At 72.7% G+C, this 26,111-nt stretch carries 31 protein-coding genes; 21 read left to right on the top strand and 10 right to left on the bottom strand.

What is annotated here, in order from left to right; translation table 11 throughout:
* Positions 1-47 precede the first annotated feature (47 nt).
* Positions 48-893, bottom strand: coding sequence for a hypothetical protein (locus AC4IJH_RS36055; RefSeq protein WP_490856189.1), 846 nt, complete (start codon positions 891-893; stop codon positions 48-50).
* A 118-nt stretch (positions 894-1,011) separates the two neighbouring features.
* On the opposite strand from AC4IJH_RS36055, the gene AC4IJH_RS36050 reads away from it, so the two are divergent.
* The 6 genes from AC4IJH_RS36050 (at position 1,012) to AC4IJH_RS36025 (ending at position 3,953) form a co-directional block, all read left to right on the top strand.
* On the top strand, positions 1,012-1,566 hold the full coding sequence (locus tag AC4IJH_RS36050; RefSeq protein WP_330269964.1) for a hypothetical protein: 555 nt from the start codon (positions 1,012-1,014) through the stop codon (positions 1,564-1,566).
* A gap of 366 nt (positions 1,567-1,932) precedes the next feature.
* Positions 1,933-2,355, top strand: a complete 423-nt coding sequence (locus AC4IJH_RS36045) for a hypothetical protein (protein ID WP_330269963.1) — start codon at positions 1,933-1,935, stop codon at positions 2,353-2,355.
* A complete protein-coding gene (locus tag AC4IJH_RS36040) occupies positions 2,352-2,714 on the top strand; it encodes a hypothetical protein (protein ID WP_490856188.1) in 363 nt (120 codons plus the stop codon). The genes AC4IJH_RS36045 and AC4IJH_RS36040 overlap by 4 nt, the downstream gene beginning before the upstream one ends.
* The gene (locus AC4IJH_RS36035; protein ID WP_330269961.1) at positions 2,711-3,109 is read left to right on the top strand and encodes a hypothetical protein; all 399 of its coding nucleotides are present in this window, start codon (positions 2,711-2,713) and stop codon (positions 3,107-3,109) included. The genes AC4IJH_RS36040 and AC4IJH_RS36035 overlap by 4 nt, the downstream gene beginning before the upstream one ends.
* Positions 3,106-3,345, top strand: a complete 240-nt coding sequence (locus AC4IJH_RS36030) for a hypothetical protein (RefSeq protein ID WP_164347861.1) — start codon at positions 3,106-3,108, stop codon at positions 3,343-3,345. The genes AC4IJH_RS36035 and AC4IJH_RS36030 overlap by 4 nt, the downstream gene beginning before the upstream one ends.
* Positions 3,342-3,953: a hypothetical protein gene (locus tag AC4IJH_RS36025; RefSeq protein WP_490856187.1), complete on the top strand. Its 612-nt coding sequence runs from the start codon at positions 3,342-3,344 to the stop codon at positions 3,951-3,953. The genes AC4IJH_RS36030 and AC4IJH_RS36025 overlap by 4 nt, the downstream gene beginning before the upstream one ends.
* A gap of 131 nt (positions 3,954-4,084) precedes the next feature.
* Here the strand turns inward: AC4IJH_RS36025 and AC4IJH_RS36020 are convergent, their stop codons facing one another.
* From AC4IJH_RS36020 to AC4IJH_RS36010, 3 genes are all read right to left on the bottom strand, one after another.
* Positions 4,085-4,786: a zinc finger domain-containing protein gene (locus tag AC4IJH_RS36020; RefSeq protein ID WP_490856186.1), complete on the bottom strand. Its 702-nt coding sequence runs from the start codon at positions 4,784-4,786 to the stop codon at positions 4,085-4,087.
* Between the two features lie 182 nt (positions 4,787-4,968).
* Positions 4,969-5,430, bottom strand: coding sequence for an NUDIX hydrolase (locus AC4IJH_RS36015; protein WP_490856185.1), 462 nt, complete (start codon positions 5,428-5,430; stop codon positions 4,969-4,971).
* 60 nt (positions 5,431-5,490) lie between these two features.
* The gene (locus AC4IJH_RS36010; RefSeq protein WP_490856184.1) at positions 5,491-6,696 is read right to left on the bottom strand and encodes a hypothetical protein; all 1,206 of its coding nucleotides are present in this window, start codon (positions 6,694-6,696) and stop codon (positions 5,491-5,493) included.
* A 469-nt stretch (positions 6,697-7,165) separates the two neighbouring features.
* Here AC4IJH_RS36010 and AC4IJH_RS36005 point away from each other — a divergent pair, with 469 nt between their 5' ends.
* The 12 genes from AC4IJH_RS36005 (at position 7,166) to AC4IJH_RS35950 (ending at position 16,707) form a co-directional block, all read left to right on the top strand.
* Complete coding sequence (locus tag AC4IJH_RS36005) at positions 7,166-8,020, top strand: sugar phosphate isomerase/epimerase family protein (protein WP_490856183.1); 855 nt, start codon at positions 7,166-7,168, stop codon at positions 8,018-8,020.
* On the top strand, positions 8,017-8,952 hold the full coding sequence (locus tag AC4IJH_RS36000) for a Gfo/Idh/MocA family protein (protein ID WP_490856182.1): 936 nt from the start codon (positions 8,017-8,019) through the stop codon (positions 8,950-8,952). Before AC4IJH_RS36005 ends, AC4IJH_RS36000 begins: the two co-directional genes overlap by 4 nt.
* Positions 8,900-10,114 carry a methionine adenosyltransferase gene (locus AC4IJH_RS35995; RefSeq protein ID WP_490856181.1) on the top strand — a complete coding sequence of 405 codons (1,215 nt, stop codon included), beginning with the start codon at positions 8,900-8,902 and terminating at the stop codon, positions 10,112-10,114. The genes AC4IJH_RS36000 and AC4IJH_RS35995 overlap by 53 nt, the downstream gene beginning before the upstream one ends.
* On the top strand, positions 10,111-10,989 hold the full coding sequence (locus AC4IJH_RS35990; RefSeq protein WP_490856180.1) for a hypothetical protein: 879 nt from the start codon (positions 10,111-10,113) through the stop codon (positions 10,987-10,989). The genes AC4IJH_RS35995 and AC4IJH_RS35990 overlap by 4 nt, the downstream gene beginning before the upstream one ends.
* Complete coding sequence (locus AC4IJH_RS35985; protein WP_490856179.1) at positions 10,986-12,035, top strand: glycosyltransferase family protein; 1,050 nt, start codon at positions 10,986-10,988, stop codon at positions 12,033-12,035. The genes AC4IJH_RS35990 and AC4IJH_RS35985 overlap by 4 nt, the downstream gene beginning before the upstream one ends.
* Positions 12,035-12,760 (top strand): coenzyme F420-0:L-glutamate ligase, encoded by a 726-nt coding sequence (locus AC4IJH_RS35980; protein WP_490856178.1) that lies wholly within the window; start codon positions 12,035-12,037, stop codon positions 12,758-12,760. Before AC4IJH_RS35985 ends, AC4IJH_RS35980 begins: the two co-directional genes overlap by 1 nt.
* Positions 12,757-13,515, top strand: coding sequence for an NAD-dependent epimerase/dehydratase family protein (locus AC4IJH_RS35975; protein ID WP_490856177.1), 759 nt, complete (start codon positions 12,757-12,759; stop codon positions 13,513-13,515). The genes AC4IJH_RS35980 and AC4IJH_RS35975 overlap by 4 nt, the downstream gene beginning before the upstream one ends.
* A gap of 13 nt (positions 13,516-13,528) precedes the next feature.
* Positions 13,529-14,350 (top strand): shikimate dehydrogenase, encoded by an 822-nt coding sequence (locus AC4IJH_RS35970; protein WP_490856176.1) that lies wholly within the window; start codon positions 13,529-13,531, stop codon positions 14,348-14,350.
* A 57-nt stretch (positions 14,351-14,407) separates the two neighbouring features.
* The gene (locus tag AC4IJH_RS35965) at positions 14,408-14,722 is read left to right on the top strand and encodes a hypothetical protein (protein ID WP_490856175.1); all 315 of its coding nucleotides are present in this window, start codon (positions 14,408-14,410) and stop codon (positions 14,720-14,722) included.
* Positions 14,722-15,819 carry a tyrosine-type recombinase/integrase gene (locus AC4IJH_RS35960; RefSeq protein WP_490856174.1) on the top strand — a complete coding sequence of 366 codons (1,098 nt, stop codon included), beginning with the start codon at positions 14,722-14,724 and terminating at the stop codon, positions 15,817-15,819. The genes AC4IJH_RS35965 and AC4IJH_RS35960 overlap by 1 nt, the downstream gene beginning before the upstream one ends.
* Positions 15,820-15,880: 61 nt before the next feature.
* Positions 15,881-16,306 carry a hypothetical protein gene (locus AC4IJH_RS35955; RefSeq protein WP_330269951.1) on the top strand — a complete coding sequence of 142 codons (426 nt, stop codon included), beginning with the start codon at positions 15,881-15,883 and terminating at the stop codon, positions 16,304-16,306.
* Complete coding sequence (locus AC4IJH_RS35950; protein WP_490856173.1) at positions 16,303-16,707, top strand: RapZ C-terminal domain-containing protein; 405 nt, start codon at positions 16,303-16,305, stop codon at positions 16,705-16,707. The genes AC4IJH_RS35955 and AC4IJH_RS35950 overlap by 4 nt, the downstream gene beginning before the upstream one ends.
* A gap of 100 nt (positions 16,708-16,807) precedes the next feature.
* Here the strand turns inward: AC4IJH_RS35950 and AC4IJH_RS35945 are convergent, their stop codons facing one another.
* Positions 16,808-17,227, bottom strand: coding sequence for a hypothetical protein (locus AC4IJH_RS35945; RefSeq protein ID WP_490856190.1), 420 nt, complete (start codon positions 17,225-17,227; stop codon positions 16,808-16,810).
* Between the two features lie 429 nt (positions 17,228-17,656).
* Here AC4IJH_RS35945 and AC4IJH_RS35940 point away from each other — a divergent pair, with 429 nt between their 5' ends.
* Positions 17,657-18,934: a hypothetical protein gene (locus AC4IJH_RS35940; protein WP_490856172.1), complete on the top strand. Its 1,278-nt coding sequence runs from the start codon at positions 17,657-17,659 to the stop codon at positions 18,932-18,934.
* A gap of 71 nt (positions 18,935-19,005) precedes the next feature.
* Here the strand turns inward: AC4IJH_RS35940 and AC4IJH_RS35935 are convergent, their stop codons facing one another.
* The 3 genes from AC4IJH_RS35935 to AC4IJH_RS35925 are packed head-to-tail and all read right to left on the bottom strand — an operon-like array spanning position 19,006 to position 22,375.
* On the bottom strand, positions 19,006-19,632 hold the full coding sequence (locus AC4IJH_RS35935; protein ID WP_490856171.1) for a hypothetical protein: 627 nt from the start codon (positions 19,630-19,632) through the stop codon (positions 19,006-19,008).
* Positions 19,629-20,999: a hypothetical protein gene (locus AC4IJH_RS35930; RefSeq protein WP_490856170.1), complete on the bottom strand. Its 1,371-nt coding sequence runs from the start codon at positions 20,997-20,999 to the stop codon at positions 19,629-19,631. Before AC4IJH_RS35930 ends, AC4IJH_RS35935 begins: the two co-directional genes overlap by 4 nt.
* Complete coding sequence (locus AC4IJH_RS35925) at positions 20,996-22,375, bottom strand: DUF8842 C-terminal domain-containing protein (RefSeq protein ID WP_490856169.1); 1,380 nt, start codon at positions 22,373-22,375, stop codon at positions 20,996-20,998. Before AC4IJH_RS35925 ends, AC4IJH_RS35930 begins: the two co-directional genes overlap by 4 nt.
* A gap of 396 nt (positions 22,376-22,771) precedes the next feature.
* On the opposite strand from AC4IJH_RS35925, the gene AC4IJH_RS35920 reads away from it, so the two are divergent.
* The gene (locus tag AC4IJH_RS35920; protein ID WP_490856168.1) at positions 22,772-23,626 is read left to right on the top strand and encodes a hypothetical protein; all 855 of its coding nucleotides are present in this window, start codon (positions 22,772-22,774) and stop codon (positions 23,624-23,626) included.
* A 149-nt stretch (positions 23,627-23,775) separates the two neighbouring features.
* On the opposite strand, the gene AC4IJH_RS35915 is transcribed toward AC4IJH_RS35920, so the two are convergent.
* On the bottom strand, positions 23,776-24,783 hold the full coding sequence (locus AC4IJH_RS35915) for a hypothetical protein (RefSeq protein WP_330269944.1): 1,008 nt from the start codon (positions 24,781-24,783) through the stop codon (positions 23,776-23,778).
* A gap of 84 nt (positions 24,784-24,867) precedes the next feature.
* Between AC4IJH_RS35915 and AC4IJH_RS35910 the strand changes: the two genes are divergently transcribed.
* Positions 24,868-25,272: a hypothetical protein gene (locus AC4IJH_RS35910; protein ID WP_490856167.1), complete on the top strand. Its 405-nt coding sequence runs from the start codon at positions 24,868-24,870 to the stop codon at positions 25,270-25,272.
* Positions 25,273-25,296: 24 nt separating this feature from the next.
* Here the strand turns inward: AC4IJH_RS35910 and AC4IJH_RS35905 are convergent, their stop codons facing one another.
* On the bottom strand, positions 25,297-26,064 hold the full coding sequence (locus AC4IJH_RS35905; protein WP_490856166.1) for a hypothetical protein: 768 nt from the start codon (positions 26,062-26,064) through the stop codon (positions 25,297-25,299).
* Between the last annotated feature and the right edge of the window lie 47 nt (positions 26,065-26,111).

The raw sequence follows: 26,111 nt of genomic DNA, 5'->3' as shown, positions 1-26,111 counted from the left end.
GCCCGGACCAACATGGTCCGGGCCTCGGTTCGTGGGGGCGCGGCGCCCTACCGGTCGCCCGCGCTGGTGGAGGGGTCCACCAGCGCGGCCGCTTCCTCCAGGGCCTGCATGGCCCGTTCGGTGGTCGCGGGCGGCTCGCCGGTCCGCCTGGCGTGCGCGTACGTCTCCCGCACGGCGCCGCGCACGTACACGACGAGGTTGGCCCGCTCGGAGGCGTCCCGCCGGTCGTCGACGACGTCGGCCAGCTCGCTCCACCAGAAATCGTCATCCAGGTCGCTCAGGATCTCGCCGGCCTCGAAGTGCTCCAGCAGGGCCCGCGCGGCGGCATCCATCGCCGGGTACCGGGCGTCCTCCGCCCGCTCGCGTTCCCGCCGCTCCAGCTCCTCCTGGGCGGCGCGGGCCTCGATGATCCGGGCCACGTGCGGCTGACGCCGGTCCTCGGGGCGGCCGAGCACCGCCACCTTCAGGCTCGCGTGCCGGTTGAAGGCGCTGGACGGGTTCGGCTCGCCGTCCGCGTTGGTGTACTGGAGGGCCAGGGCCACCTGATCCCACTGCACCCCGGCGCCGCGGGCATCGTCGAGCGCCCGGAGCTGGAGCGGGTCGGCCTGCTGCCGCAGCCACTCGGCCAGCGTGATCCGCAGAAGCGCCGCCTGCTGGTACGCCTCGCCCTCCAGGCGGTCCGCGTGCGCCTGGGCGAAGTGCAGGACGCCGTGCGTCTCGCCGTCGCCCGGCCACCGCTCCAGGTATCCCTGGTCGCCTCGGCGTTCCGCGCGGGCGTGCAGCTCGTACAGCTTCCCGGCGAGCACCCGGGGATCGACCCCTTGCAGTCGTCGTGCCGGGCGGCGCTCCCGCGTCGCCTTCGGCGCCGCCTTCTTCGTTGCTCTGCGGCCCATGACCCCCTCGTTCCTGCCGCCGCCACCGTACCGAGAGCGAGGGCGGCCCGCCCGCATGTGACAGCCCTCATGGTCAGTGCAGGTCAGAGCGACGGTGGCGGCTTGTAGCGTGGGCGACATGCCTGTCGATATTCGTACTGTTCTGCGTAAGCACGAGGGAGAGCTGCGGCGTTTTCGCCGGGGCCTGTTCTCCACGGACCCCGCCGACAGTGAGCTGGCCTCCGCGCTGCCCTCGTCCGTGCTGGAGCGGTACCGGGCGGGGGGACTGGCGGTGCCGCACTCTTTCGGTCCGGTGCGCTCGGTGACCGATCGGTTTGCCACCCTCAGCTTCGTCGGGGACATCAGCGACCAGGCCGCGCTCCTGGAGCAGCCGGGCCGGGAGGGGAGTCTGCTGACGCTGTCGGTCGCCGCGAAGCACAAGCAGCTCGGCACCCGTCAGCCCGTTAATCCGGCGGAGGCGCGGGCCTGGGTGGAGGCGATCGTGGGCCCCGAGTGGCTGCCGCACGTCTACTCTGCCGGCGCTCTGACCGGCTTCACCAAGGGCGGTTCCTCGACCTCGAAGCCGCTCACGACGCAGTTCTTCTACCTGTTTCTGGGCGCGGACGGTGTCCCGCACGCCGAGCCGGAGCATCACCTCGGCGTGCAGCTGACCCCGCTCACCGACGCTGCCTGACGCGACGCTGAGCCGCCCCTCGACGAGGAGGCCCGGCACGGCGGAACTGGACCGTCGACCTGCACGGGCGATCCCGTGCATGGGGTCTGACCAGGCGTTTTCTGTCGCCTGGCCCTCGGCGGGCCGCCCGCTCGGGAGGGGTCTCCGCAAGCCGCGACCCAAGTTCGGAAACCGGGCGATCTTCGCAAATCCCGGCCGGTCCGCGCGCTTTCACTACTAGTGAAACACGTTCGGAGTACGCCCGGATCATGACATGCTCACGTCATCTAGGCCGCGCATAACCGGAATTATGCGCGGCCTAAGTGATCTTGGTTGGATGTCAACAAAACGGTGACGCCGCGTCGATGTCATCAATATGATGACGCCATGACTCAAGATCCCGACTCGTACGCACAGGAGGCGGCCGCCCTGGAGCGGCTCACCCGCCGCCACGGCGGCGAGCACTACCGGCGGCTCAACTCCCACGGCGGCCCCTACCTCACAGTCACCCCCCTGGAGGCGGTGATGCTGGTCGCCAAGGCCCTGGACCACGACGGCGGGGGCCGTGTCACAGGCCAGGACCTGGAGGACGCGATCCTGCTGCTCGACCGTGCCCGCGGCGAACTCGACCTCCACGAGCTGGAGCTGATCGACCACGCTCGCCTTCACCACGGCCGTACCTGGGGGCAAGTCGCCGAGGCGGCAGGGGGGCGAGACCGCCGCATCGCCCAAACCCGCTACAGCCGCCTGCGAGGCCGCGTGCCCGGCTACACGCCGCCGGTCACCCCCCAGGGGGCGGCCGGCGCATGAACGGCGACTACGAACGCACCCGGGACCACATCCGGGCCACCCGTGGCCCGTTCACCCCTGCGGAACAGCGCGCCGCGGAGCTGGAGCTGGCGACGCTCCATGCCGACGGGCGCCTTCTGCACCTGCGGGCGTCCGAGGGTGATCCGCCGACGCTGGAGGAGTGGGGGAAGCACTACCGCCGCAAGGCCCCGCTGCTGGTGCGTCTGGCGCTGTCGAACCCGGGACGCTACGAGGAGATGGCCCGCGTGGCAGTGCGGAAGTGGAGCGAGGCCGAGCAGCTCGAAGTGGCCGCCATCGCCGCGGTGGGCACGGGCGAGGACGCCGAACGCTGGCTCGCGGGCAAGGAGGGCCACGCATGAGGGCCCCACACAACCCCTTCCCCGGCGCAGGCCAGCAGGATGAGGACCCGGTGCCGCCGGTGGCGGACCCGACCACGGGGGAGATCCGGCTCCTGGAAGACCGCTGTACGACCTGTGTCCTGAACCCCGCCGCGTCGGCCGCTCCGCTTCGCCCGGGGCGCCGGCAGCAGTTCATCCGAGAGGTCCGGGACGGCGGCGGACAGATCGTGTGCCACTCCACCGTGTCGCCCGTCGTGCCGGACGACTTCCCCGCCGCGATGTGCAGGGGGTTCGTCGATGCCTACGGGCTTCCCCAGGCGGCCCGGGAAGCGATCGAGCTCGGGGTCGGGCACATCGTGGAAGTCCCCGACCCCACGCGGACCGGCGCCAGTGCGCACGGAGGGCTTCAGCAGTGAACGGACCGAAGCCCGGCCAGGTCCAGATCCCGACCAACCTGGTCGTCATGCGGAGACAGGAAGACGGAAGCGCCCTGCTTCCCGCCCATCAGGTGACGGAGCTGCTACGCACCCTGTCCACGGCCTTCCGGGATCACCCGGAGATGGACCCTGCGGAAGGACTTGCCTCCCTGGCGGACCAGCTCGACCTCATCGTCATCACTGCACTCGGCAGCGACACCGAAGGAGACACGTGACCACACCCCCCATGCTGCGGCGTCCGGCGCCGCGCCCCCTCGGCACCGACCCGGCACACGCGGAGCACGGCGCCCCTGTCGCACGCCGGGGTGAACTCGCCATGGCGCCCAGGGACGCCAGTTTTCTCCGCAGCCCCAGTACCGGCGGCGACACCCAGCTGCACGTCGCCGTCTTCACGCAGCAGTACGCCGTCGGGAGCGGCATGGTCGGCATCGCCGCGGCGTGCGACCCCGTGCGCATCCTCCTGGACGAGGGCCTGTTCTTCGGGGCCCACGAACTCCCCAAGTCCCGCTGCCGTCGCCCCGGCTGCCGGACGCTGTTCGAGGCGGCCGACCGGCAGCACGACGACCTGGAGCACATGAGGGCGTACTACGGCCTCCAGGAGCGCCACGGCGTTCGCCTCGGCCTGGCCGTCCGTGTACGGCGCCACGGCCGCCCCGGGACCGTCGTCGACACCGCCGGCCGGTACCTCCTCGTCCGCCTGGACGACGAGCCTTGGCCCGTGCGCTGCCACGTGACACACGCGATGGAGTACGAGACCGGGCCGGGGGAGTGGGTCGCCGTCGCCCCCATCGCCCACGACGGGGCACCCGCGCCCGCCGGATAGACGGCGGGGGAACGAAAAGGGGGTCCGGAGGCATTCGCGCTGCCTCCGGACCCCCTCGAACTGTACGGGCCCAGAACGAGGAAGGGGCCTCACGCCGGTTGTCCCGGTGTGAGGCCCCTTCCCTGTGCGTGTCAGTCGACGCCGGGCACGGCCACGGGGTTGTCGCCGAGGTAGCCGAGCCGGGCGTCCACGTTCGCCTCAGCCTCCCGGAGCCGCTTGGTGTGCGGCTTCTCAGACACCCGCCCGTTCCTGGTCACGCAGCGCTCGCCCGAGCTGACGTGGCAGGTCTCGCACTCCAGCTCCAGGACCTCGACCTCGACCGCTGCGTCCCGCTCCCTGCGGCGCCTGGCCTGGGCCGCCTTGGATTCCCAGATGACCCGCATCCCCGCCATGGCCTCCGGGTACGTGGTCGTCTCCGCTCCCGGAACCCGGGCGCCGTAGGCGAGGTGGAGCAGCTGGCGCGCCGTGGGCACGACGGCGGGCCCGCCGAAGTCCTCGCGATCGGTGCCGCGCGCCGCAGATCCCCACGGATCGCCGGTGCCGGAGAACTTCGTGGCGAGCGGGACGTCGCCCTCTACGATCCGAGCGAGCTTGCCGGCCTCCTCGCCGATCTCCCGCAGCTGTCCGGCCTTCGAGCGCAGACTGTCGATCATCGGCTCCAGCTCGACCGGCGTGGCGGGCGTCTCCGCCGCGCGAGCGATCTGCCGCAGCCTCAGCTCGATCGCCGCCAGTTCGACCGCGATCTCGTCGAGCGTGATCTGACGCCCCGCCATGAGGTGGGCGATGTCGGCCTCGGCGTCGGTCTCGTACGACGTGTCGTTGTTGTTCAGCAAGTCCGCTCCAAACGGGGAAGCAAGCCCCTGTGCGAGATTTCGAGTGATGACGCTGGTCGAGGTGCCACCCCCTGCCAGCAGTGACAACAATACCACCTTTGCGGGTGGCGTGGGAGGGGAAAGGGTCCTCGAACGTCTCGCCGTCGAGCTCCTCCGGCTTGTGCCGGAGCGTGCCCGTGCGTTCAGCGGAGAACGGTTGGCTGCTCTGGCGGGCCGTGGCTGAGGAGGTCAGCGATCAAGTCCGCGAGGCCGTGCGGGTAGACCGTCTCTCTGGTGTCGCGGAGCTCCTGGAGCGTCCACCAGCGGCGGGCTCGGATGTTGTCGGTCTGGGTGGCGCGAGCTGGGTCGAGGTCGGAAGCCTCGATACGGGCGAGGAAGTATTTCTCGACCTGGCGGACCAGTTGCCCGGCGACGGCATGGTCCTGGCAGCGCACAGCGACCTGAGCGACCAGGGTGACGTTCACAGCCCCGAGTTCTTCGCCGAGCTCCCGCAGGACGGCCGTGGGGTAGTCCTCGTCCGGCTCCAGGCCCCCGCCGGGGGTGGCCCAGAAGCCGCCGACCTCGGCGTAGTGAAGCAGCAGGACCCGCCGGTGGGCGTCGATGGCGACGGCTCGGGCCGCCTTCCGGAGGGGCGGAGCGCTCACCGGGCCAGTCTGGCAGCAAGATGATCCGTGGCGGACGGTGACCGCCCGTCCAACATCCGCTTATCCCTGCTGCTCAGTGCTGGGGCCTGCGCCGTGGGTGGTGCGGTCCATGCGCGCCGTGAATCCTCCCGCGCTGTCCCTGGTGAGCAGGAGCAGGGGCTCGGTGGCGATCAGGTCGGGGGTGCCGGTGATGCCGCCGACCTTGCGGGTCGTGGTGACCGCGACGAAGTCGCCGCCCGCGGCGATCTCGTCGAGATACTCGGTGTTGCGCCGGGCGCGTTCCCCGTTGAGTAGGCACTTGGCGGCGCCGAGGACGCCGAGTGTCAGGCAGCCGCCGAGCAGGATCACGGTGGTGCCCTGGTCGAGGGTGAGCCGGGTGATGATGGTCAGGTCCGCCAGAAGCTCGCCCTCGGGGGCCCAGGTAGGCGCTAGCCGGATGTCCCCGTGGCCGGGGAAGAGGACCGCCGGGTCCGGGGGAGCGGAGAAGCGGTAGGGGAGGTGAGGGCCGAACTCCGCGTACGCGGTGTTCCGGTCCGGTGCGCCGAGAACCACCAGGCAGTCCGGCTCAGCGTTGTAATACTCCCCGGGGTGGAAGTCCCGGACCTTGGCGGCCGGGAAGTCCTGGGCGAGGCGGGCGCGGACGTAGAACAGGGCGTCCAGGTCGGCGAAGCCCGCATAGCGGGAGTACAGCGGGTCGTTGGGGCGCTGTCGGGGCCGGTCCGGGAGCGCCGAACAGACGACGTCGATGCGGGAGGCCCCCGAGACTCCGAAGAACTGGGCGGCCTCACCGGCCGGGGCGGGTGCGCCTTCGGGCGCCGGCGGGGTGTGTGCGAGGTAGCTCCCGTCCGCGACGAGGAGCGCGAGAGTGTCCAATGCCTGTCCAGCGTGACGGCGAACGGTCTTGGCGGAGCAGCCCAGGACCCGGGCGAGCGACTCCTGCCGCTCCGTCAGGGTCGGCCAGGAGTGTTCGGGTAGCAGATTGAAGTCGGCGGCAGCGTAACGGCGCTCGTGCGGCGTCAACCCGTCGATCGCCCGGCGCAGGGCCGCGACCAGGCGGGTCGTCTCGCTTCCGGCGTCCGACAGCGGGGCCTGGCGGGCCAGCAGCAGCCCGCGGAGTTGATCGCTCAGCGCCGCCACGGCCCCCGGGTGGCCCAGGGCAGGGCCCTGCCGGAGCCTCAGCAGCTGCGTGCGGACGTCCTCCGGGGAGAGTCGGGGCGGCGGAACGGCGGGGGCCGGCGCCGGGCGTTGACGTACTCCGTCGCGCATCCGAGGCGCCCCCTCCCGGGTCCGGCCACACAGAAAGATCACCAACTGTCACGGTCTCGTCACCCTAGGGTGTACCGCCTGAATCTTCTCCGTGCAACTTCACTGCGAAACTTCACCGACTGCCCAGGGGGTGGGCGCCCCTTGTCCAAGCGGTGTCCAGCGGGCCGGATCTGTCCAGGTCTTGGGGCAGCTGACGGGATGTCTGCGCGGTGCGAACCGCGGCGACGATGGCGCAGCCCGCTGACCCGATGCGGGCTCTGGACCTGCGACGACAAGGGAGTAATGCCATGCCGCAGCCCCCGCCTCCTCCGCCCCCGCCCCCGCCTCCGCCGCCGATCCCGCAGCCCCCGCCCCCGGGCGGCGGTCGCTGAACCGACGCGACGGTTCAGACCCTCTGCCCGCGGCCCCGGGACCGGACTTCCTCCGGTCCCGGGGCCGCACCCCTTTCGAGCCCCGAAGGAGAACCTCCGTGGAAGCACGCCCGGTGTCCGCACTCGTACTCAACCCCGACGAACTCGGCCCCGACCCGGCGCCCGGCATGGACCTGGCGGTGAAGCTGGGCATCGGCCAGCTGGAGATCCGATCGGCCGAGGGTGCAAACGCGGTGACCCTGCCCGACGAGCGGCTGCGGCACATTCGCGCGCTGGCCGACCAGCGCGGCCTTGCGGTCGCCGCGCTGGCGTCACCGCTGTGGAAGTGGTGCCGCCCCGAGGCCCGCCCCGGACGCGTGGACACCTTCGGCTTCCCCACCCAGGTCCCGCCCGAGGAGAGGCTGGACTGGGTGCGCCGCGCCCTCGCGGCCGCCGTGACCCTCGGCGCCCCCATCGTGCGGGTCTTCTCCCACCTGCGCGTCGAACCCGAGCTGACCGAGCAGTTCGCCAGTGATCCCCTGCTCGCCCAGGCCCTCGAAGAAGCCGACCGGGCGGGGGTGCGGCTGCTGCTGGAGAACGAGCCGGTGTGCACCGTCGCTCATGCCGAGCCCCTGCTGGAGGTGCTCGACCGCTACCACGCGCAGGGCCTCGGTCTGTGGCTCGATGTGGCGAACCTCCACGAGGTAGGCCAGGCGAACAAGGAGACCGTCCGCGCACTGGCCCCCTACGTGGGCTACGTGCACGTCAAGGACTACCGGCCCGCCGACGCCGGCCGCACCTTCTGCCCGGCCGGCGAGGGCTGCGTGCCCTACGCCGAGGTGCTGCCGCTGCTGCACGCGGCCCACCCGGCCCTGCCGTACGCGCTGGAGACCCACGTACGCGACACCCCCGCCGACGCCCTGGCCGCCGGGGCGGCCTTCCTGCGCACGGCCATTCCCGGTGGGCTGGCGTGAAGCGGGTCCTCCTGGTCGGCGCCGGCGAGGTCGGGGCCAAGCACCTCACCGCCCTCGCCGGAGCCGACGGCCTGACCGTCGCGGGGATCGTCGATCCGGCGCCGCGCACCGAACTGCCGGACGGCATCCCATCCTTCGCCGCCCTGCGCCCGGCCCTGGCCGTCCTCAAGCCCGACCTGGTCGTGGTGGCCGCTCCGCCCGGGGCCGCGCTCGCGGCGGCCCGGGTCGCCGCCGCCGATGGCGCCGCGGTCCTCGTGGAGAAGCCCGCGACCATCGTCGGCACCGCACTGGCACCCCGGCCGGAGGACGGGCGGATCTTCGTGGGCTTTCAGCCGCACTTCGCCCCCGGCCTGCACGAGCTCCTCGTCCGGCCCCCGGCTGTCGAGCGCGCCGTGGTCCGCCTTGCCGTACGGCGCGACCCCCCGTACTTCCGCGGCTGGAGACGCACCCATGCCGCCGCCGGCGGGGTGCTCCACCAGCAGGCCATCCACGGCCTGGCGCTCGCCTTGCGACTGACCCCGGGCGACGTCGAGAGCGTGAGCGCCACGGCGGTGCACCGCCGCAACCTGGCCGAGACCGAGGACCGCATCACCGCCGACCTCACGCTGGCCGGCGCGCGGAGCGTGCACGTGGACGCCCGCGTCGACCATGAGGGCCCGCCCCGGCACGAGGTCGTGCTCCAGCTCGCCGACGGTCGGCGCCTTCACATCCGCGGCCGGAACCTCGAAGCCGGGCTAGCAGACCCGGCAGCCGCCCCCACCCACGAGCAACTTCGGCGCCAGATGTACGCGGCCGTGCTCGACGCCGCCGAAGGCCGCCCCGCCCACCCCTGCCTGTTCCCGCTGTCGGCGCTGCGGCGCCCCCTGGAGGTGATCGAACGTGTCTACCGCGACGCGAACCGTGTCCGCGCAGCGCACCCCGCTGCCGCATGAACTGGCCGTCGAGATCGTCGAGCGCAAGGGCATCGGACACCCCGACACCCTCGCCGACGGCATCGCCGAACTGGCGTCCATCCGCTACAGCCGGCACTGCCTGAACGAGACCGGTGCCGTCCTGCACCACAACCTGGACAAGGTCGCCGTCCTCGGCGGCCGCGCCGCCTTCACCGACACCGACGGCGTCTACGACCGGCCCCTGCGCGTCATCTTCGGCGGCCGGATCTCCACCTCCTTCGCCGGGCAGGAGCTGCCGGTGCGGGAGATCCTTGAGCAGGCCGCCGTCGACCACCTCCGCGCGGCCCTGCCGGGCTTCGACCGGGTCCGGCTTGAGATCCGGCACGAGACCACCGACTCCAGCAAGTTCCGCCACTGGTTCGCCCCCCGCTCGCTGCACGACCTTCCCGAGCGGCCCCGGCCGTTCTCCAACGACACCGCCTATCTCGTCGCCTCCGCCCCGCGCACGGCCGCGGAGAGCCTCGCCCTGCTGGCCGAAGCGTGGTTCCGCAACCGCGCGTGGGCCGGTAGCGACATCAAGGCCCTCGTCGTGCGGCGCGGCGACGCCTGGACGGTGACGGTGTGCGTGCCCGCACTCGCCGGTCACCTGGCCACCTCGGCCGAGTTCGACGACGCGGTGACCACCTGCGCCCGCGAACTGGAACAGCGGCTCCCGGGCCGCGTCGAGGTGGTATGCAACACCCGGGGCAGCCGCACCGGGCCGCTCTCCGGGCAATACTTCACGCTCTCCGGCTCGGCGATCGACTACGGCGAGGACGGCCTGGTCGGCCGGGGCAACGCCCGCACCGGGCTGATCAGCGGTGCCCACCTCGCGGGCAACGAGGCGACGTTCGGGAAGAACCCGGCCTACCACGTCGGCAAGGTGGGCGGCTGGCTCGCCGACGCGGCCGCCCGCGCCGTGGCCGCCGAGTTCGGGCCGTGCCGCATCGGGCTGCTGTGGCGCAACGGCGCCGCGTACGACCAACCCGCCTCCGTCGAGATCACCACCAGCGAGCAGGCACCCCCCAAGGCGGCGGAGGAGCTGGTGCGCGCGACGCTGGCCCGAACCGACTGGACGGAAGACCTGCTGTCCGGCCGGTACCTGCCCAAGGTGGAGCCGGTCGAGGACCTGCTGACCGACTTCACCAAGGCCCTCCGGTGACCGCGCACCGGATCGTCACCGGCCACGTCTCCGCGCTGCTCGCCCTGCCCGACGGCCTGGATACCGCGGCCGCCCGCGCCGCCGACCGGTCCCTGCCCGGCGGCTGGCGCCTGGAAGCCGCCCCCGACGCCGCGGGGACGGCGGACATCGAGGTCACCATCGGGGCCGCGGCCGTCACCGCCGGCAGGCACACGGTGCGTGTCCGCCTGCCCCGAGCCGCCGCCAGCTCGGACACCCTCGCGTACGTCACCTACACCGCCCTGGAGCGCGCCCGCCAGCGTCGGCGCAAGGTCACCGTGCACGGCACCGCCCTGCGCCCGCCCGGCGGTCCGGCCGTGCTGCTCCTCGGAGCCAAGGGCGCGGGCAAGACTTCCACCGCGCTGGCGCTCGCCGCCCGCGGCTGGCTCCACGGCGGGGACGACCTGGTCGTCCTCGAAGGCACCGAGGCCGGGGCATCGGTGTGGCCGGGCAAGCCCACCGCCGCCGTCCGCGCCCCCGCCCGCCCGCTGGACCCCAAGCCCCAGCACTCCCTGCGCCCATTCGTGACGGGGCCGGCCCCGCTCGGGCGGATCGTGCGGGTGGCCGTCCACCCCGAGCTGACCGTGGCATCGCTGACGCCCGCGCGCCCGCTGTCGGTGAACGAACGCCTGCGTCTGCACGAGAACCTGGCCCGCTACATCTCCGGCCTGCCCACCCCGCTCAACGGCGTGTCCGGGATGCCGTACGGGCCGGTGTGGCCCCTGGACACCCCCGCCCTGGCCCGGTGGCGAAGCCACCTCATCGCCACGCTGGCGGCCAGCCGGTTCGACTACCTGCACGCCCCCGACGCCGAGACGGCCGCCGACCTGCTCGCCAAGGAGACCGAGACCGGATGAGCCCCGCCGTGATCCTGCCCAGCCGGAACGAGCCGACCACCATCAGCGCCGTCACCGCCGCCGTCGACGCCGCCCTCGGCGACTCCGCGGCGGTCATCGTCCACGCCGACACCTCCGACACCCCGCAGACGGCCGAGCAGTTCACCACCACGGCGACCCGGGCCGCGAAGCTCGGGCTGACCGGGCTCGTACGCGGCAAGGGCGCCCAGATCCTGGCCGCCGCCCGGTGCCCGCAGACCGCCGGGGCCGCGGTCGTGCTGATCGCCGACACCGACACCCGCAACCCCGATCCCGCCGTCTACCGCGCGCTGCTGGACCGCGTGCGCGGAGGGGCCGCCCTGGCCATCGCCGACTACCCGCGCCACTGGGACGAGGCCAACCTCACCAACCACCTCGCCCGGCCGCTTATCACCGCCGTGACCGGCCACGACGTGCCCCAGCCCCTGGCCGGGGACCTCGCCCTGTCCCGCGCCGCTCTGGACGCCGCCCTGCGGGCCGCCGAGGCCCTGCCCGAAGACCTTGCGGCCTGCGTGGACGGCTACGGCATCGACGCCTTCCTGCTGCTGACCGCCGCCACGTCCGGACCCGTGACCTCGGTACGGCTGGCCGAGCCCAAGCGGCACGCCGCGTCCTTCCCTCACCTGCCTGTCATCTACCACCAGGCCGTCCCCGTGCTGCTGCACCTGACCGCCGGAAGGCCGCCGCGGACTCCGGTCGACGAGGACCCGGCGCTCTACCGGGCCGCCCCCCGCGACATCGAACCCGCCCGCCTCCAGGCCATGCTCACCGCGCTGGACAGCCTTGGCCCACGCCCCGACGGATACGATGAGCGTCCCTGGCCGCTCCCGGCCGCGGACGCCTGGCACGCCGTCAACTCCGGTACTCCGGCGGCCGAAGCGGCCCGTCAGCTGTGGCCGTACTACCTGCACCGCGTCCGAGACTGGCTCGCCACCGGACAGCACGCCACCGCCGAACAGCGAGCCGAGACGCTCGCCGCCGCACACGCCCGTCTGCACACCGCCCTCACCACCGCAGGAGCCTCGTGATGACCGCCCCGACCTCCGGCTTCTCCGCCTTCGCCCTGGAGCCCTTCCCCGAGATCCACCCCGGTGACGACCTGGCCGGCGCGATCGCCGACGTCATCACGCGCACCGGCAGCGAACTGCGCGACGGGGACCTTGTGGTGGTGGCCTCCAAGGTCGTCTCCATCGCGGAGAAGCGCTACATCGACCTGGCCAGCGTCACCCCCACCCCCCAGGCCCTGGAACTCTCCGCCCGCACCGGAAAGCCCGCCGAGATCGTCCAGCTGATCCTGGACAACTCCACCGAGCACTTCCTGGCCACCGAGCGCGGCCCGATCATCGCCCGGCACACCCTGGGCTACCAGCTCACTTCCGCTGGAATCGACCGCGCAGGCAGCGAGGGCGCGTGGCTGCTGCCGCTGGACCCGGACGGCTCCGCCCGCGCCCTGCGGGACGCCCTGATCACCTACACCGGCGCCGAGGTCGCCGTCGTCATCGCGGACTCCGACGGCCGCGCCGACCGGCGCGGCGCCACCGTCATCTCGATCGGTGCCGCCGGAGTCGCCCCGCTGCGTACGACCGAGCACGACGGCAAGCGGCAGGAAGAGACCTTCACCGACCTGATCGCCGCGGCGGCGGGGCTCATCCTCGGGCAGCGCGGCCGCGGCGCCCCGGTCGCCGTGCTGCGCGGCATCAACTACCCGGCCAGCGACGAGGGCGTAGCCACGATGCTCCACCACCGGCCGTGACCCTTCTGATCACCGGGGCCGCCGGGACCATCGGTGCCCGCCTGGCCGCCGATCTCGCCACCCGCGGGGTGCCGCTGCGGCTGCTCGACCGACGGCCCCCCAGCTCCGGCACGCCCGCGGGCGCCGACTTCATCCAGGCCGACCTCCGCGATCAGGCCGCCATCGAGGCGTCGGCCGCCAGAGTCTCCGCCATCGTGCACCTCGCCGGCGTCACCGACGAGGGACCATTCGCCGCGATGGTCGAGCACAACATCACCGGCACCCACCACGTCCTGGAGGCGGCCCGCCGCCAGCGGGTGCCGCGCGTCGTGCTGGCCAGCAGCCACCACGTCACCGGCCTGAACCCCGTCGGTAATCCGATGGCGGACGCGACGGCCCCGGACAGCTTCTACGCCGTCAGCAAGGTGACCCTGGAAGCCCTGGGGCGCCTCTACGCCCACAAGACCGGCGTCGAGATCGTCGCCGTACGGATCGGCAGCTACCGCACGCACCCCAGCGAGCCCCGCCACCGGGCGACCTGGCTCAGCCCCGCGGACGCCACCACCCTGCTGCACGCCGCCGCCACCCGACCGCTGCCCTGCCCCTTCCTCACCGTCCACGGGATCTCGGGCAACAGCGAATCCTGGTGGCCCCGCACCGGCTGGGACGCCCTCGGCTACCACCCCGGCGACGATGCCGCCCGGCACCCCGAGACCGGACCGCTCACCGATTCCCACGTGGGCGGCGCCTTCGCCGACTACGACCTCCCCGCGTAGAAGGAGCGCCCGGATGAGGCAGCTCGCCGTCCTCGGCTCCCCGATCACCCAGGCCCTCTCTCCGGTGCTGCACCGCGCCGCCTACCGGGCGCTCGGGCTCGACTGGACGTACTGCGCCATCGACTGCACCCCGGACCAGCTGGTGCCCTTCCTCGCCGCCATGGACGACCGATGGGCCGGGCTGTCGCTGACCATGCCACTCAAGCGGGCCGCCGTCCCGCTCCTGGACGAGGTCTCACCCCTGGTCCAGGCGACCGGAACCGCCAACACCGTGACCCGCCGGGGCGGTCGGCTCCTGGGGGAGAACACCGACGTCGACGGCATGGTCCAGGCCCTCCGCGAGGCCGGAGTCCACCACGTCGAATCGGTGTGCGTCCTCGGGGCGGGCGCGACGGCCGCGACCGCCCTCGCGGCCGTCCACCGGCTGGGCTGCACCACGGCGACCGCCGTCGCCCGCGACCCCGGCCGCACCGGCGAGCTGGGCCGGGCGGCGGAGCGCCTCGGGATCGCCCTGCGCATCGGTTCGTGGGACGCGGCCCCCCGGCACCTGGAGGCGGGCCTGGTCGTCTCCGCCCTCCCGCCCGGGGCCGCCGACCGGCTCGCCCCGCTGTGGCCGGCCGCAGCCGACACGCTGCTCGACGTCGTGTATCGGCCCTGGCCCACCCCGATAGCCCGCGCCGCGCGGGAGGCGGGCACCACGGTCGTCGGCGGGCTGCCCATGCTCGTGCACCAGGCCGCCCGGCAGGTCGAGCTCCAGACCGGCCATACCCCGGCCCCCCTGGCCGCGATGAGGCGCGCGGCCGAACTCGCCCTGACGCCCTCCCAGCACCGATGACCCGGTCCTGTCCGACCCCACGGGTAGCTTTGGTGATCCAGAGCAAGGAGGGGACGCGTGGACGACCAGGGCGTGAAGTTCCAGATGATCGTGCAGAACGAGGCCAAGCTGGACCGCGACCGTGCACTGGTGGCCTTCCTGCGGGCACGCATCGCTGAACGCGCGCCGACCGCCGACGAGCGGGAGCGGCAGCTGCTGGCCGGCACACAGAGGGTCCTGGACGAGTTCGCCGCCAACTTCGAGCGCGCTGCCAAGGTCGAGCACACGGACTACTTCCCCGGGCAGATCGACGCCCTCGGCTGGTCGCTGCGCTGCACGGCCTTCGCGGCCTTCTCCGAGCACCCCGACTTCCAGATGGACTTCAAGCCGTGATGCCCCGCCCGGAGCTGGCGGAGCGCCCCGCCGGCGAGATCGCACGACCCACGACCCGGGCGGAAGACGCCTTTGCCAAGATCCGCCAGGACCTGGGGCAGGTGGCCCCGCGCGATCCGGTGAAGCGCACGCTGGGCCCTCGCCGTTACCGCATGGACATCCTGCGCGACATCTGCACCGCCGAGGCGTTCACCACCGTCATGAACTGGCTGGCGTCCTCCACGATCCCCAGCATCAACTCGAAGCGGAACTACGCCGACGACATCCGGTTCTGGCACCAGTTCGCGCAGGAACTTGGGCACGAACGCTTCTTCATCGGCTGCATCACCCGCGGTGACGTCACCACCTGGCGGCTGAGCGAGGAGAAGCGCGAGCGGGCCAACCGCAGCATCGCGCGCCGCCTGTCCGCCCTGTCCTCCCTGCACAGCTTCGCCGCCGAGGAGTCGCAGACCTACATCCCCAACCCGGTCACCCGCCACAACCGGCCCAAGATCGACCGCCACGACGAGACCACCGCCACCCCCGTGCTGGAGGTCGACGAGTTCGCCGCCCTCTTCGACTGGGCGGAGTGCCTTCGCGACGTCGTCGTGACCAGCCTCGTCTACACCTTCGCCGGGCGCGTCAGCGAGTGGTGCGAGGCCGATGTCACCGACTTCCGCGACGGCCGCAACCCCGTGATCGACCTGACCCGCAAGGGCGACAAGGGCAGGCAGTGGTCCCTCCCGCACCAGCTCGCCGAGCTCCTGGTCCTGCTCATCAACGGCCGGACCGACGGGCCGCTCCTCCTGGACTCCGAAGGGCGGCGGCTGGACCGCCACGACGTCGACCGCATCCTGACCCGCCTGGGGAAACGGGCCGGAGTCCTGCCCGGCCGCGACCTCACCCCGCACGTCCTGCGCGCCTCCCGCCTGACCCACATGCACGACGACGGGGTCCCTCTGGAGGAGATCCAGGAGTTCGCCGGACACGACGATCCAGCGACGACGCTCTCCTACATCCGGCGGCGCGGCGACCAGGCACGCCGGGCCCGGCACGCGGCCGATGGCGTCGACAAGTTCAGCGCACAGCTCGGGCGCTGGCTCGCCCTGGCCGCATGACGTGCACCCACCCGGCCCGAGCATCGGCAACCCGGTGCCTGTTCTCGGGCATGGTGACGCCATGAGTGAGCGCTCCTACTCCTGCGAGACCGCGGTGGCCGTCGCCGAGGCAGTGCGTCCCTGGCTGGACAAGGACACCGACGAGCCGCCGCCGGCCGCCGCGATCGTGGCCGCGCTACGGGCCGCCGAGGCGGAACACGGCGGCTACCAGCGGGATCTGTGGGGCCACGCGGCGGGCAATGCGGCGTGCGCCACGGCCGCCACCGACGAGTCCCGCGCGGGCTGGCTCTGGGCCACTTCGCTCGACTACGTCGTACGCGCCGTCGAGGCCGCACCGCCCGCAGAGGTCCCCTCTTCGGGTGAAAGCGTCAACGCCGCCTGCCCGCCACCCTCACGCGCAAGTGCTCCTGCCAGCCGCGACACGCCCCAAGTGGAAACGGGCAACCCCTTCCTGTCCCGCCTCACCGCCAGCAGCCTGGAGCCATGAACCCCGTACCGGTCACGATCGAGTCCTTCGGCTTCCGCCACCGGGGCGACCAGCCCGTGGGCCACGCCCTCCTGTTCGACGTCCGAGGGCTGCTGCCCGCCTCCGAGTCCGGGCTTCTGCGCGATACCGGGCTCGATCCCCGGGTACGCCAGCAGATCAGGCAGAGCGAGTGCGCCGAAGAACTGGTCGAGCGCATCGCGGGGGAGACCGCCGTGCTCCTCGCCTACGCCCAGCCCCGCGGCCGCAGCGTGCACGTCCTGGTCGGCGGCCTGGACGGTGTACGCGGAAGCGTTGCCGTGGCCGAATGGGCCGGGGAGCTACTGCGCCACCGGCTCGGCCCCGCCGGCCCCGCGGTCGAAGTCGTCCACCGGCACATCGCCGGGAACGTCGTACGGCCGTGAGTCACGGCACGGCCCATTGACAGGCGCGGGCCCGCGCCACGATTGTCACCGAAACGTTGACGCTCGGGTGGGGTGGTCCCGGAGCCGCGACAGGCGATCCCTACGGCACCCGCGTGATGCTTTCGAGGCGTGCCCTCATCTCGTCGCCCACGTCGGTCTTGCTCATCCACTCTGACAGGCGGTCGTGGTCCTTCGCGGGCAGCGCCCCCTGCTGGAGACCGGCGTAGAGCAGACCGCTCATCAGAGTTCTCTGGACCGTCTCCGGCGAACACATCGTCGTCAGAAGGCCCTGGAACACCAGGGCCGTCGCCTCATCGCCGGCGCCGGAGGCATCGACGTACGCGCGGAACAGCATCGACGCCCGCAGCTGGTCCACGAGGACTTCCCGGTCCTCCGGGCTGGTGGCCGCTTCGGCCAGCAGGTGGTCCTCGATCTTCTTGGCCTGCTCCAGGTCACCGGCCATGAGGGCGTCACGGAACGCCTTCACCTGCCGCGTCTCGAAGATGTCAGGCAGCTGCATCGCCACGGAAACGCCCCCTTGCGTACGTTCAGTTCCGCCCCGAGCGTATGCCGCCGCGGTCCCCCGCCGGTGAGGATGCCCAGGAAGCGGCCGAGATCCATCGGACACGCGAACGTGCCGAGAGGCGATCAGGAGGCCAGCCACCGGCCGAGGAGCACGGCGCCGAGGATGACCGGCGAGAAGATCCCGAGCAGGTTCACCGCCTTCATCAGGGGCCCGTCGCCCCTGCGTGTACGGACATGGGCCACGTGTCCTGCTCCCCTTCTTTGCGGACTCTGCTGACGCCCTCCCGGCGCCGCCGACAGCATCCCACCTCCCAGGGAAGCCGACAGCCCGAACAGGGGTGATGCCGCAGCCCGCCCGATACGGCACAATGAGCAGCCGGCCGGGGGATAATGAGTCCTTATCGGGAATCGAAGGGAATGCCGCTTGTCCGCGAACACCGTTGACGATGACCGTTTTCCTGCGGTCGAGGAGTTGCCCGCGCTCATCCAGAAGGTGCTGGCCGCCCCGGACATGACCGAGAGCGTGGCCGGTCACGTCCGCTGGGTGGAGGGCACGCTGAAGAGGGCGCTGGAGCGGGAGGACTTCCGGAACCGGTACGGGAAGTCGATGCGGGATCTGCTCGGGCCCGGCGCCACCGCCTTGTGCGAGATGACCGACAACGGCGAGCTGCGGGCCAAGGAGCTCAAGACCCCGCCCAAGGGCGTGACCGCCTCCCAGCGGCGCCGGGCGAGCATCCTGCGCCGCTTCGCCGCCGCGGCGGGCGTCCCCAGTGGCGCGCTCTCCTACCCGAAGCCGACCCCGAAGCCGACGATGCCGGCTTGGGCCCGCAGCGAGCTCCACAATCGCCTCCAGGACGAGGTCGACCGCAAGCCGTCGGCCCCCGGCCGGGCCCGCCTCCTGGTTGTCCTCGGCGTGGTCCTGGACACCGCCGCCCGGTCCGGGGAGCTGTGCACCATCGGCATCGCCGACCTCGCACCCGATCTGTCCTGGGTCAAGATCATCCGGAACCCGCAGGCCATCGGCTCCCCCCTCCACATCACGGAGGTCTGGCCCCTGTCGCCCATCACGCAGGCCGCGCTCGCGAACTGGCTCCCGATCCGCGGCCGCCTGATCGAGGACCTGGAGGGGGGCGCCAGCGCCCTGCTCGTCGTCCTGCACGGCAACCGTGCCTTCCACCGCGCGGGCGCCTACAAGAAGGGGATGCCGCTCAAGGTCCGCGGCCTGATCGACAGCTACCGGGCGCACGTCCAGGAGCTGAAGGCCGAGGTGACCAACCGCGGCGGATCGGGCTGGGAGCTTCCCCAGGGGCTGGAGCAGCTGCGGCGCGGCGTCGAGGAACGCCGCAGCGCGTACGACAACGACCGGCGGGCCGGGGCCCGGACTCCGCAGTGGGGCCCGGCCGTCGTGCTGAACCCGCTGTTGCCCGAAGAGGCGGAGAAGAAGAAGACGGCGGCAGCGTTCGCCAAGGCCGCCCAGGCGGTGACGGCCTTCCACCAGGCCCGGGAGGCCGCCGGGGGCGACGAGACCGACCCGCAGGTCCTGAAGGCCCGGCGCACGCTGCGGGAGACGACGCGGATGGCGTGGGCGCGGTCCGACCACGCCACCACACTCAAGCTCCTGCGGCAGGCCGGCCTGTCCGACGACGACCTCGCGGCCGCGGGCTACAGCGAGCTGCTGCTGGACGCGCTGGAACGCTCATGAGCGGACGGCCACCGGAGTAGCCGGCCGCTGGGTGACCGCAGCCCGGCGGCCGCGGTCACCCAGCTCGATCATCAGCGGCGGCCCGCCACGATGAGGGCGCGCGCGTGGCTCTCCACGTACTCGTACATCCGGTCCCGGTCGAAGCCGAAGGCGTAGGCGAGCATCGTTGCGGCGAACCAGCCGCCCGACAGCAGCAGTTCGACGTGATCCCGCCCGGCCCCGGGCCGCGCCCACTCGATGACAAGTCCGGCGGCCCGCTGTTCCCTCGCCTCCAGCTCTGCCTCGTCGACGTCACCGCGTGCTGTGCGGTGCAGCTCCTCGGCGAACACCGCGGCGACGTCGACGACGACCGAGTCCGCCGGATGCTCGACCGGCAGGCTGACCTGGTGCTCGCGCACCGTACGGGCGTGGACGTCGAGCCAGGAGGTTACCGCCGCCGGGTCGTCGTCCTGCGTGATGGCCAGCGCGGCGACCGTCGTACGCCCCAGCGCGCACACGATGGGCACGATCTCGGTCCGCAGGTCCGCGCCGCGCGCCCACTTCGACATGTAGAGCAGGCCCTCGCGGACCCCGCCCCGGGCCTGGTCCACGGTCTGCTCCAGGCCCTTCCTCTCCAGAACCCCGCCCATCAGGGACCGCACCAACGTCAGGGCGGCGAGCTGCGGGCCCACGGCCGCGCGGACCGTGCTCCCGCTCACCGCTCGCCCCTGTCCTCGATGGCGGCCGGGGTGCCGATCGGCAGGCCCGAGAGCTCCGGGTGCCGCTCGGCTGCCAGGTGCGCCCCGTGGTCGTACGCGGTCACGCCGGCGGCGTGCATCCAGTGCATGGCCCGCCGCAACCAGTCCGCCGCGGTGTAGTCCGGCATCCGGGTCTTCGAGCGGTGCCGCTGCCAGTGCCGTTCACGGCCCAGTTCGCGGCGTACCTCGGGGAGCGTCTTGCCGTCGAGGGCACCGAGCGCCCTGGCCTGCGCCAGCGCGTCGAAGCTACGAGCGTCACCCGATGCGGCGGGCAGCGCGGCCCGTGCCCCGGTCATCGCCTGGCGCACGCGCGACAGGGCGTACGCCAGCTTGGGCACCCGTTCCGGCTCGATGCCCAGCTGCTCGCGCACGGCGGCGGCCGCCTCGTCGAAGGCGTCTTCGTCGACGTCGACCAGAAGCCCCTCCGCCATGCGGCGCCGGATCTCGTCCAGGGTGAACGTGCAGGCGCTGGTGAAGGTGTCGGCGAGTTCGTCCAGGCCGTCCACGGCGGCCGCGAGATCGGCCGGGGTGTCGCCGGGCGCCTCCCAGTGCTGGCAGACGTAGCCGTACAGGGCCCGCTCCGCCGTCCACACGGCGGCCGCCGGGGTGCCGGCGACCGCGGGGAGCGCCCGCTGCACCGACCGCCCCGAGGCCCGCGCGCTGTAGCGCTTCTCCGGCACCGGCCCCAGCAGCTGCGTCGCGATCGGGTGCTCCGCGCCCTCCTCTTCCCGCTCCTCGCCGGGCGGCGGCATCGTGCCGCCCGGCACCGCGCACCATCCGCCCGGCGGGTAGAGCACCGCTTCGGCCCGCAGCTGCTCCTCGGACGCCGCGATGATCTCCGGCAGGACCGAGACCGCGCCGGAGGCGTGGGCGGTGTGGCTGCTCCACTCCCGCAGCTCGTACAGCAGCCGCGACGCCGTGCTGAGCGTCTGGTCCACCGCGTTGTCCGGGGCCTGGCCGGGCTTCGGCCACTCGGGGACAAGGCCGGCGCCGTACGTCTGCACCAGGTCCCGGAACGCGGACAGGTGCAGGTGCGCCGCGTTGACCTGGCGCGCCATCAGCACCGCCACCGTGGATGGCACTTCGGCGGGCCGGTGCTTCGAGGCCCTGGGCATGTCCGGCCCGTCGTCCCCGGTGCCGGTGCCGGTGCCGTGCGGCGCCGCGTCGGGCCGGGTGTCGACCTCCAGGTAGCTGCGGCCGCCGCTGTAGGGAGCCGGCTCCGTCACCGTGAAGTGCTCCGCGAGCACGTCGAGCAGGGCCTGCGTCGCCGCGTCATCGCCGGTGATCCGTACGCGGGCGACCCCGGGCAGGGTCGTACGGCGGCTCATGACAGCGTCCCGCGGACCGCAACCAGACCGCCCAGCACGTGGCCGGCCTCGGCGGCCCGGCTCACCGCCGTCAGCCAGTCGTCGCCCTGCCGGTCGCCCACGGTGCCCGCGGGCACGACCAGAAGCAGCGCCTTTCGCTGACGGGCCGCCTGCCGCCAGTTGCCGGGTGTCGCATACCCGCCTTCCTGGCGGTACCAGGCTCCACCGCCCGCGCGCATCACCGAGACCATCCGGCCGCGCTCGCACCGCAGGTGCCATCCGTCCAGCACCGGGAAGGGCGTGGCCCCGGTCAGGTCGACGGGCTTGAACCCCTCGGACAGGCGGGCCGCCAGGTGCCCCTCGATCCCGTGCTCGTCGTGCTCGCCCGGCTCGACGAGCACCAGCGGCACCATTCCGCCGCCCGGCTGCCGGGCGACGCTGAAGTGCGTGTAGTCCGCGTTCCGCGGGCCCTGCGTGGCCGGCTTCTCCGGCTGGCGGTCGTCGGGGGCCACGTACAGGCCGCGGCGCTGACGCTCCGCCATCAGCTCCGGCCACGGCCAGATGCGGGTCCGGCCACAGCCGGAATGTGTCCACACCGGTTGCACCGCGTCGAGCTCGCGGCCGTCGACCGTCAGCGTGCGGGTGCTCAGTCCGACGTGCACCTCCGACTCCGCCGCCACGTTGATCGGCTCGTCACACAGGAAGCACACCACGGGATCGCCCGTCCCGGCGGACTTCTCGGCGTGCTCGACCAGACCCTGCATCTCCTCCACGCTCAGCAGCTGGTCCATGCCCGCGCTCATCAGGTAGGCCGTCCCGCTCGCTGCGGCGTAGCGGTGGGCCTCCTCCTCCTTCGCGTCCGTCTCCCGGTCCGGGGTGCCGGCCTCTGCGGCCGGGGCGGTCCCGGCGGCGGCCGCCCACAGGTCGAGCGTGTCCTCCAGGAGCGCCTCCAGGTCCTCCGCATTCAGCTCCTCGACTGCGGCGAGGACCGCCGGTCCGTAGCCGGGGCGCGCGGTGTCGTGGGCCACGGCGTGGAACCGCTGGGTGGCGGGGGAGCACGCGGAGCCGGGGGAGGGCAGCAGCGCGTAGACGCTTCCGGCGAGGCTGGCGATGACGAGCCGGTCACCGGCGAGGACCTTGTCCGCCAGGCTGGCCTGGCACGGTCGGCACTTCTCCACGCAGGCCCCGATCAGCGCGGAAGCCGTCTGCATGTCGGCCTGCCGGTCGGCGCCGAAGCCGGAGCCGTCGACCGGGCCGATCTCGGGGCCCCGGTGGCGGTGGACGGTGCCCGACTGGGCGGAGGTGTACGAGGCGCCGCTGGCGGCCTTCTTGGCCTTGATCCGCTCCCGCTCCGCATGGCTCTTGCGGCGGCGGTTCTTCTTCTCGATCTTCGACACAGCTGACTCTTCTCGGCGCGGCACGGTCCCATGACCCGGCGCGCACGAGATCAGCGCACGACGGAGGAAGTCGTCCAAGACGACGGTAAGGAACTCGTGCGCTGGCGCGCTGCCGTGTCCGGCGAGCTGACCGGGTCCCGGGGGACCCTGGCACCTTTGCCCTTCGTGCCTCCCGGTCATGGGCCGGACGGCGGGCTTGGGCCTACGCGATGCCCGCACCCATGATACCCGCGGCGCGAAGTCAATCCAGGTAGAAATCCGCCATGTTGGTCCATGTTTCCGGCCGACCGTGTCCAGGCGAAGCCGCCGCCGTTGGACGCGGAGGCGCGACCGTCCGGCGCGTCATCGCACGCGGCGCCGCGACCTTCTGCCGCGCCGCCGAATGAGAGGGCGTCGATGACCGAGCACCCCGCACCCGACGACAACCGCCTGCCCCGCGCGGTGACACAGCTCGTGACCGTCTTCGAGCAGCTCGGGGCCGAGCACAAGGCCCTGGTCGACGAGGCCGAGAAGACCGCCGCGAAGGAGCGGCGCGGCACCGTGAACCGCATGGTCGACTGCATCGCTCAGGCCGGCTACACCCTGAACCACATCGTGAACATGCTGGCCACCGTTCACGGGCTGCGGGTCCTGGGGATCGACAGGCAGTTCTCCAAGGACGCCGACGGCCGCGACTACAGTCCGCTGAACAGCCTTGGGTACCCCGGCGAGACGCTCTACGAGGCCGCGGGCCACATCCAGGCGGTCGCCCACACCCTGGGCAAGGCGTACACGCCGACCCGGAAGCACCCTGCCCTGGCCAGGGCCCGATGCCCTCAGCAGATGCGAACCGTCCTGGCCAGCCTGCGGTCGGCCCTGGAATCGGTGTGCGCCGACCTCGCCGCCGACCAGGACGTGGAGGCGGTGGACGAGTACACCCCCACCCTGAAGTTCCTGAGCGACCTGGAGGACCGCGTGTGCCGCACCGTGCCCGCTCAAGGCGCTTGGCCCAGCTCCGAGCACGTGCTGGTGAGTACCGAGCTGTGGCGCGGCCTGCTGGACGCCGGGATCGGACATGTCGAGCGCGACGTCGCGATGTGGCTCATGTGCCGGGCGGGCGAACAGGAGCAGCGGCCTACCGACAAGATCGCCGCGCAGCTCGACTATGACCAAAGCGAGGTCGACGAGGCACTGCTGAAGCTGAAGGAGATCGGCATGTTGCGGGACGACGGGACCCTCCACGGTGTCCACTACGGCCCGGTGCTGGCCTGACGCCACCCTGTGGCTCAGGTGCCCGCCCGGCCTGCGCCACCGCGGCGGGGCCCGTGCAGCAGCAAGCCGCTCCGGAAGGCACGGGGGAAGCCTTCCGGAGCGGCTTTGCTCAGCGTACGGGCTCCGCGCCGGCCGGGCCCGACTTTCAGTCAGGCGCTCGCGATCATCTCGTCCACCAGCCCCGCGAAGCTCTCCCGTCCGATCGCCGCCACGCCGTACATCGCGAGGAACACCGCGGCGTAGTGCGCCGACACCTGCCGCCCATGCGCGGCGTCGACGTCCACGCCCCCAGTCGGGTGCCCGGCCGCCGTCGCCTCCAGGTACGCGACCAGCGCCATCCTCATCTCTTCCGGGGCCAGCGCCGCCAGCTCGTGCAGCCGCTGCTCCTGCTGCTGGGTGGAGAGCTCGACCCCGACCGCCGTGGCCATCCGCACCACGTTCTGCATGAACCCGCGTACGAGCATCCACGTCTCGGTTGCCACCGAGACGTGCGCCGCCATCCGCCGCTGGGCCTCCGCCACCTGCTCCGGCTGGCCCAGGCCGTAGCCGCCGACCAGCTGGGCCGTCACCTCCTTCGCCGCCTGGAGCGGATCGAGAGGCGCGGCCGCTGGCCGGCTTCCGAAGAACCCGAGCGCGTCCATCGTCATGAGCGCTTCGGCCTGGGACTGCGTCACCTGCTCGGCGGTGGCCATGGTGGCCTCCACCGTGTCCAGCCAGCGGCGCACGTTGGACCGGCTCAAGTGCGCCGCCTGCTGCCGAAGGCAGCGGATCGCGGCGGCGTGGACGACGGCCGCGAGCTTCTCCCCGACTAAGGGTTCCTCGCCGAACAGGCCGGTGAGTGATCCGGCGCTGAGCGCCCGCAGCGCGTCGGCGACGTCGCGCTCGATCCCGGCTGGGGCAACCCCGACGGGCCCGAACAGCTCCGGCAGCCGGGCGCCCGGGTCCTTCTCCTTCAGCTCCGCCGCGCCTTGGCGCAGCAGCAGCCCCACCACGGGCACCGCCCGCTCCAGCGTGCCGCTGTCGGCCATCAGGTCTGCGTGAGCCCGCAGGACAGGGGCCTGTTCCGCCCGGAAGTAGCCGCGCAGCAGGCCCAGCACCGCCGTGTTGGCGGTGCGGAAGTCGGCCAAGTACGAGGGATCGGCGTCAGTGGTCGTCACGCCGGTACAACGAATCGCCCGGTCGGCGGACACGCTGCGGCCGGCAGGCGCGCGACGCAGGGAACCCGCTGTCGTTCAACGGGCATGGAGATCACGGAGCTGCCCGCGACCGCCGCGCCGGGCCTGGCCGAGAACGCCGAGGCCCTGGCGGACACCGCGTGCGCGCTGCACGACATCGCGGCCACCCCGGGCAGCTGGAGCGCGGCGGCGGCCGAGGACGCCGTCGAGGCGATCGAGATCACCGCGCTCGCCCTGGGAAGCGCGCACCCGGCCGCTGCCGCCGCGGTGCTCCCCCTTCTCCGGGACCTGACCCGGCTCCGCCGGACCCTGGCCCTTCCGCCGAGCGACCGGTCCGAACCGGTCCTCCAAGGCGAAGGCCAGACGGTCGCGCCGCCAGTCCCGATCACCCGGGGCCGCTCCCGCCGTGGCCTCGGCCCCGGGTACAAGGGGCTGCGCATTCCCGCGGGCCGCACCGTGCCGGAGGCGTGACCGTACCAGGGCGAACGACAGCTGTCACCGGACCGTTGACATTCGGGCCGCGTCGACCTCCAAGCGGACCGCTGCCAGGTCGGAGAGCAAGGCCACGGCGGCGTCGCGGGCCTGCGCCGCCTCCCGGGCGCGTTCGCCGACGGGCTCCAGGGGCGGCTGCCCGTACGGCGCGAACCTGGTGCGCAGCGTCTCCAGATCGTCGAGCAGCTTCACGCCGTCGCCGTCGCCGTTCAGCCTGTTCTCCAGCGCGCGCAGGGAGTGGGAGGTGAGGAAGTCCTCGGCCAGCTGCGGCCAGGCTTCGGCGACACCGACCAGGCGCTGGACGGTCTGCCGGATGCGGGCCTGATGGGCTGCGCACCACGCCTCCACGGCCCGCTGCCGCGCGCGTTCGCGCCGCTGGGTGGGGACGTCGCGGTCGCGGCTGTGGGACTCGGCCGCCCGCTCCAGGCGGGTCGCCCTGGCCTCGGCGGCCTGCCGGTTCGCCATGCCCAGGCTGTCCGCGATCTTCTGCCACGACGCGCCGCGGTTACGAGCGCCGCGGATCAGGTCCCGCTCCAGCGCGTCTAGACGCGCGCGGGCCTCCTCGACCTGCGTCAGTGCCGCCAGGAGATCCTCCGCCGGCACCTCCGGCGCCTCCTCGCCCTCGCGCACGAAATACCCGAACGCCTGCGCCCGCACGTCCTGCATCACCCGGATCGGGTCCAGGTAGTTGCGGCCCTCCCCGTATCGCGCGCGGAGCAGTTCCTCCGCCGCATCCCGCGTCCGCTGCCGCTTCACGTGGTCGATCGCCATGGGCTCACCCTTCCACCCCGAACGCCGTGTCACCAAAACGTTGACAA

The sequence above is a fragment of the Streptomyces sp. UF-297 genome, assembly GCF_058245575.1.
This window is presented reverse-complemented; position numbering and strand designations above follow the sequence as displayed.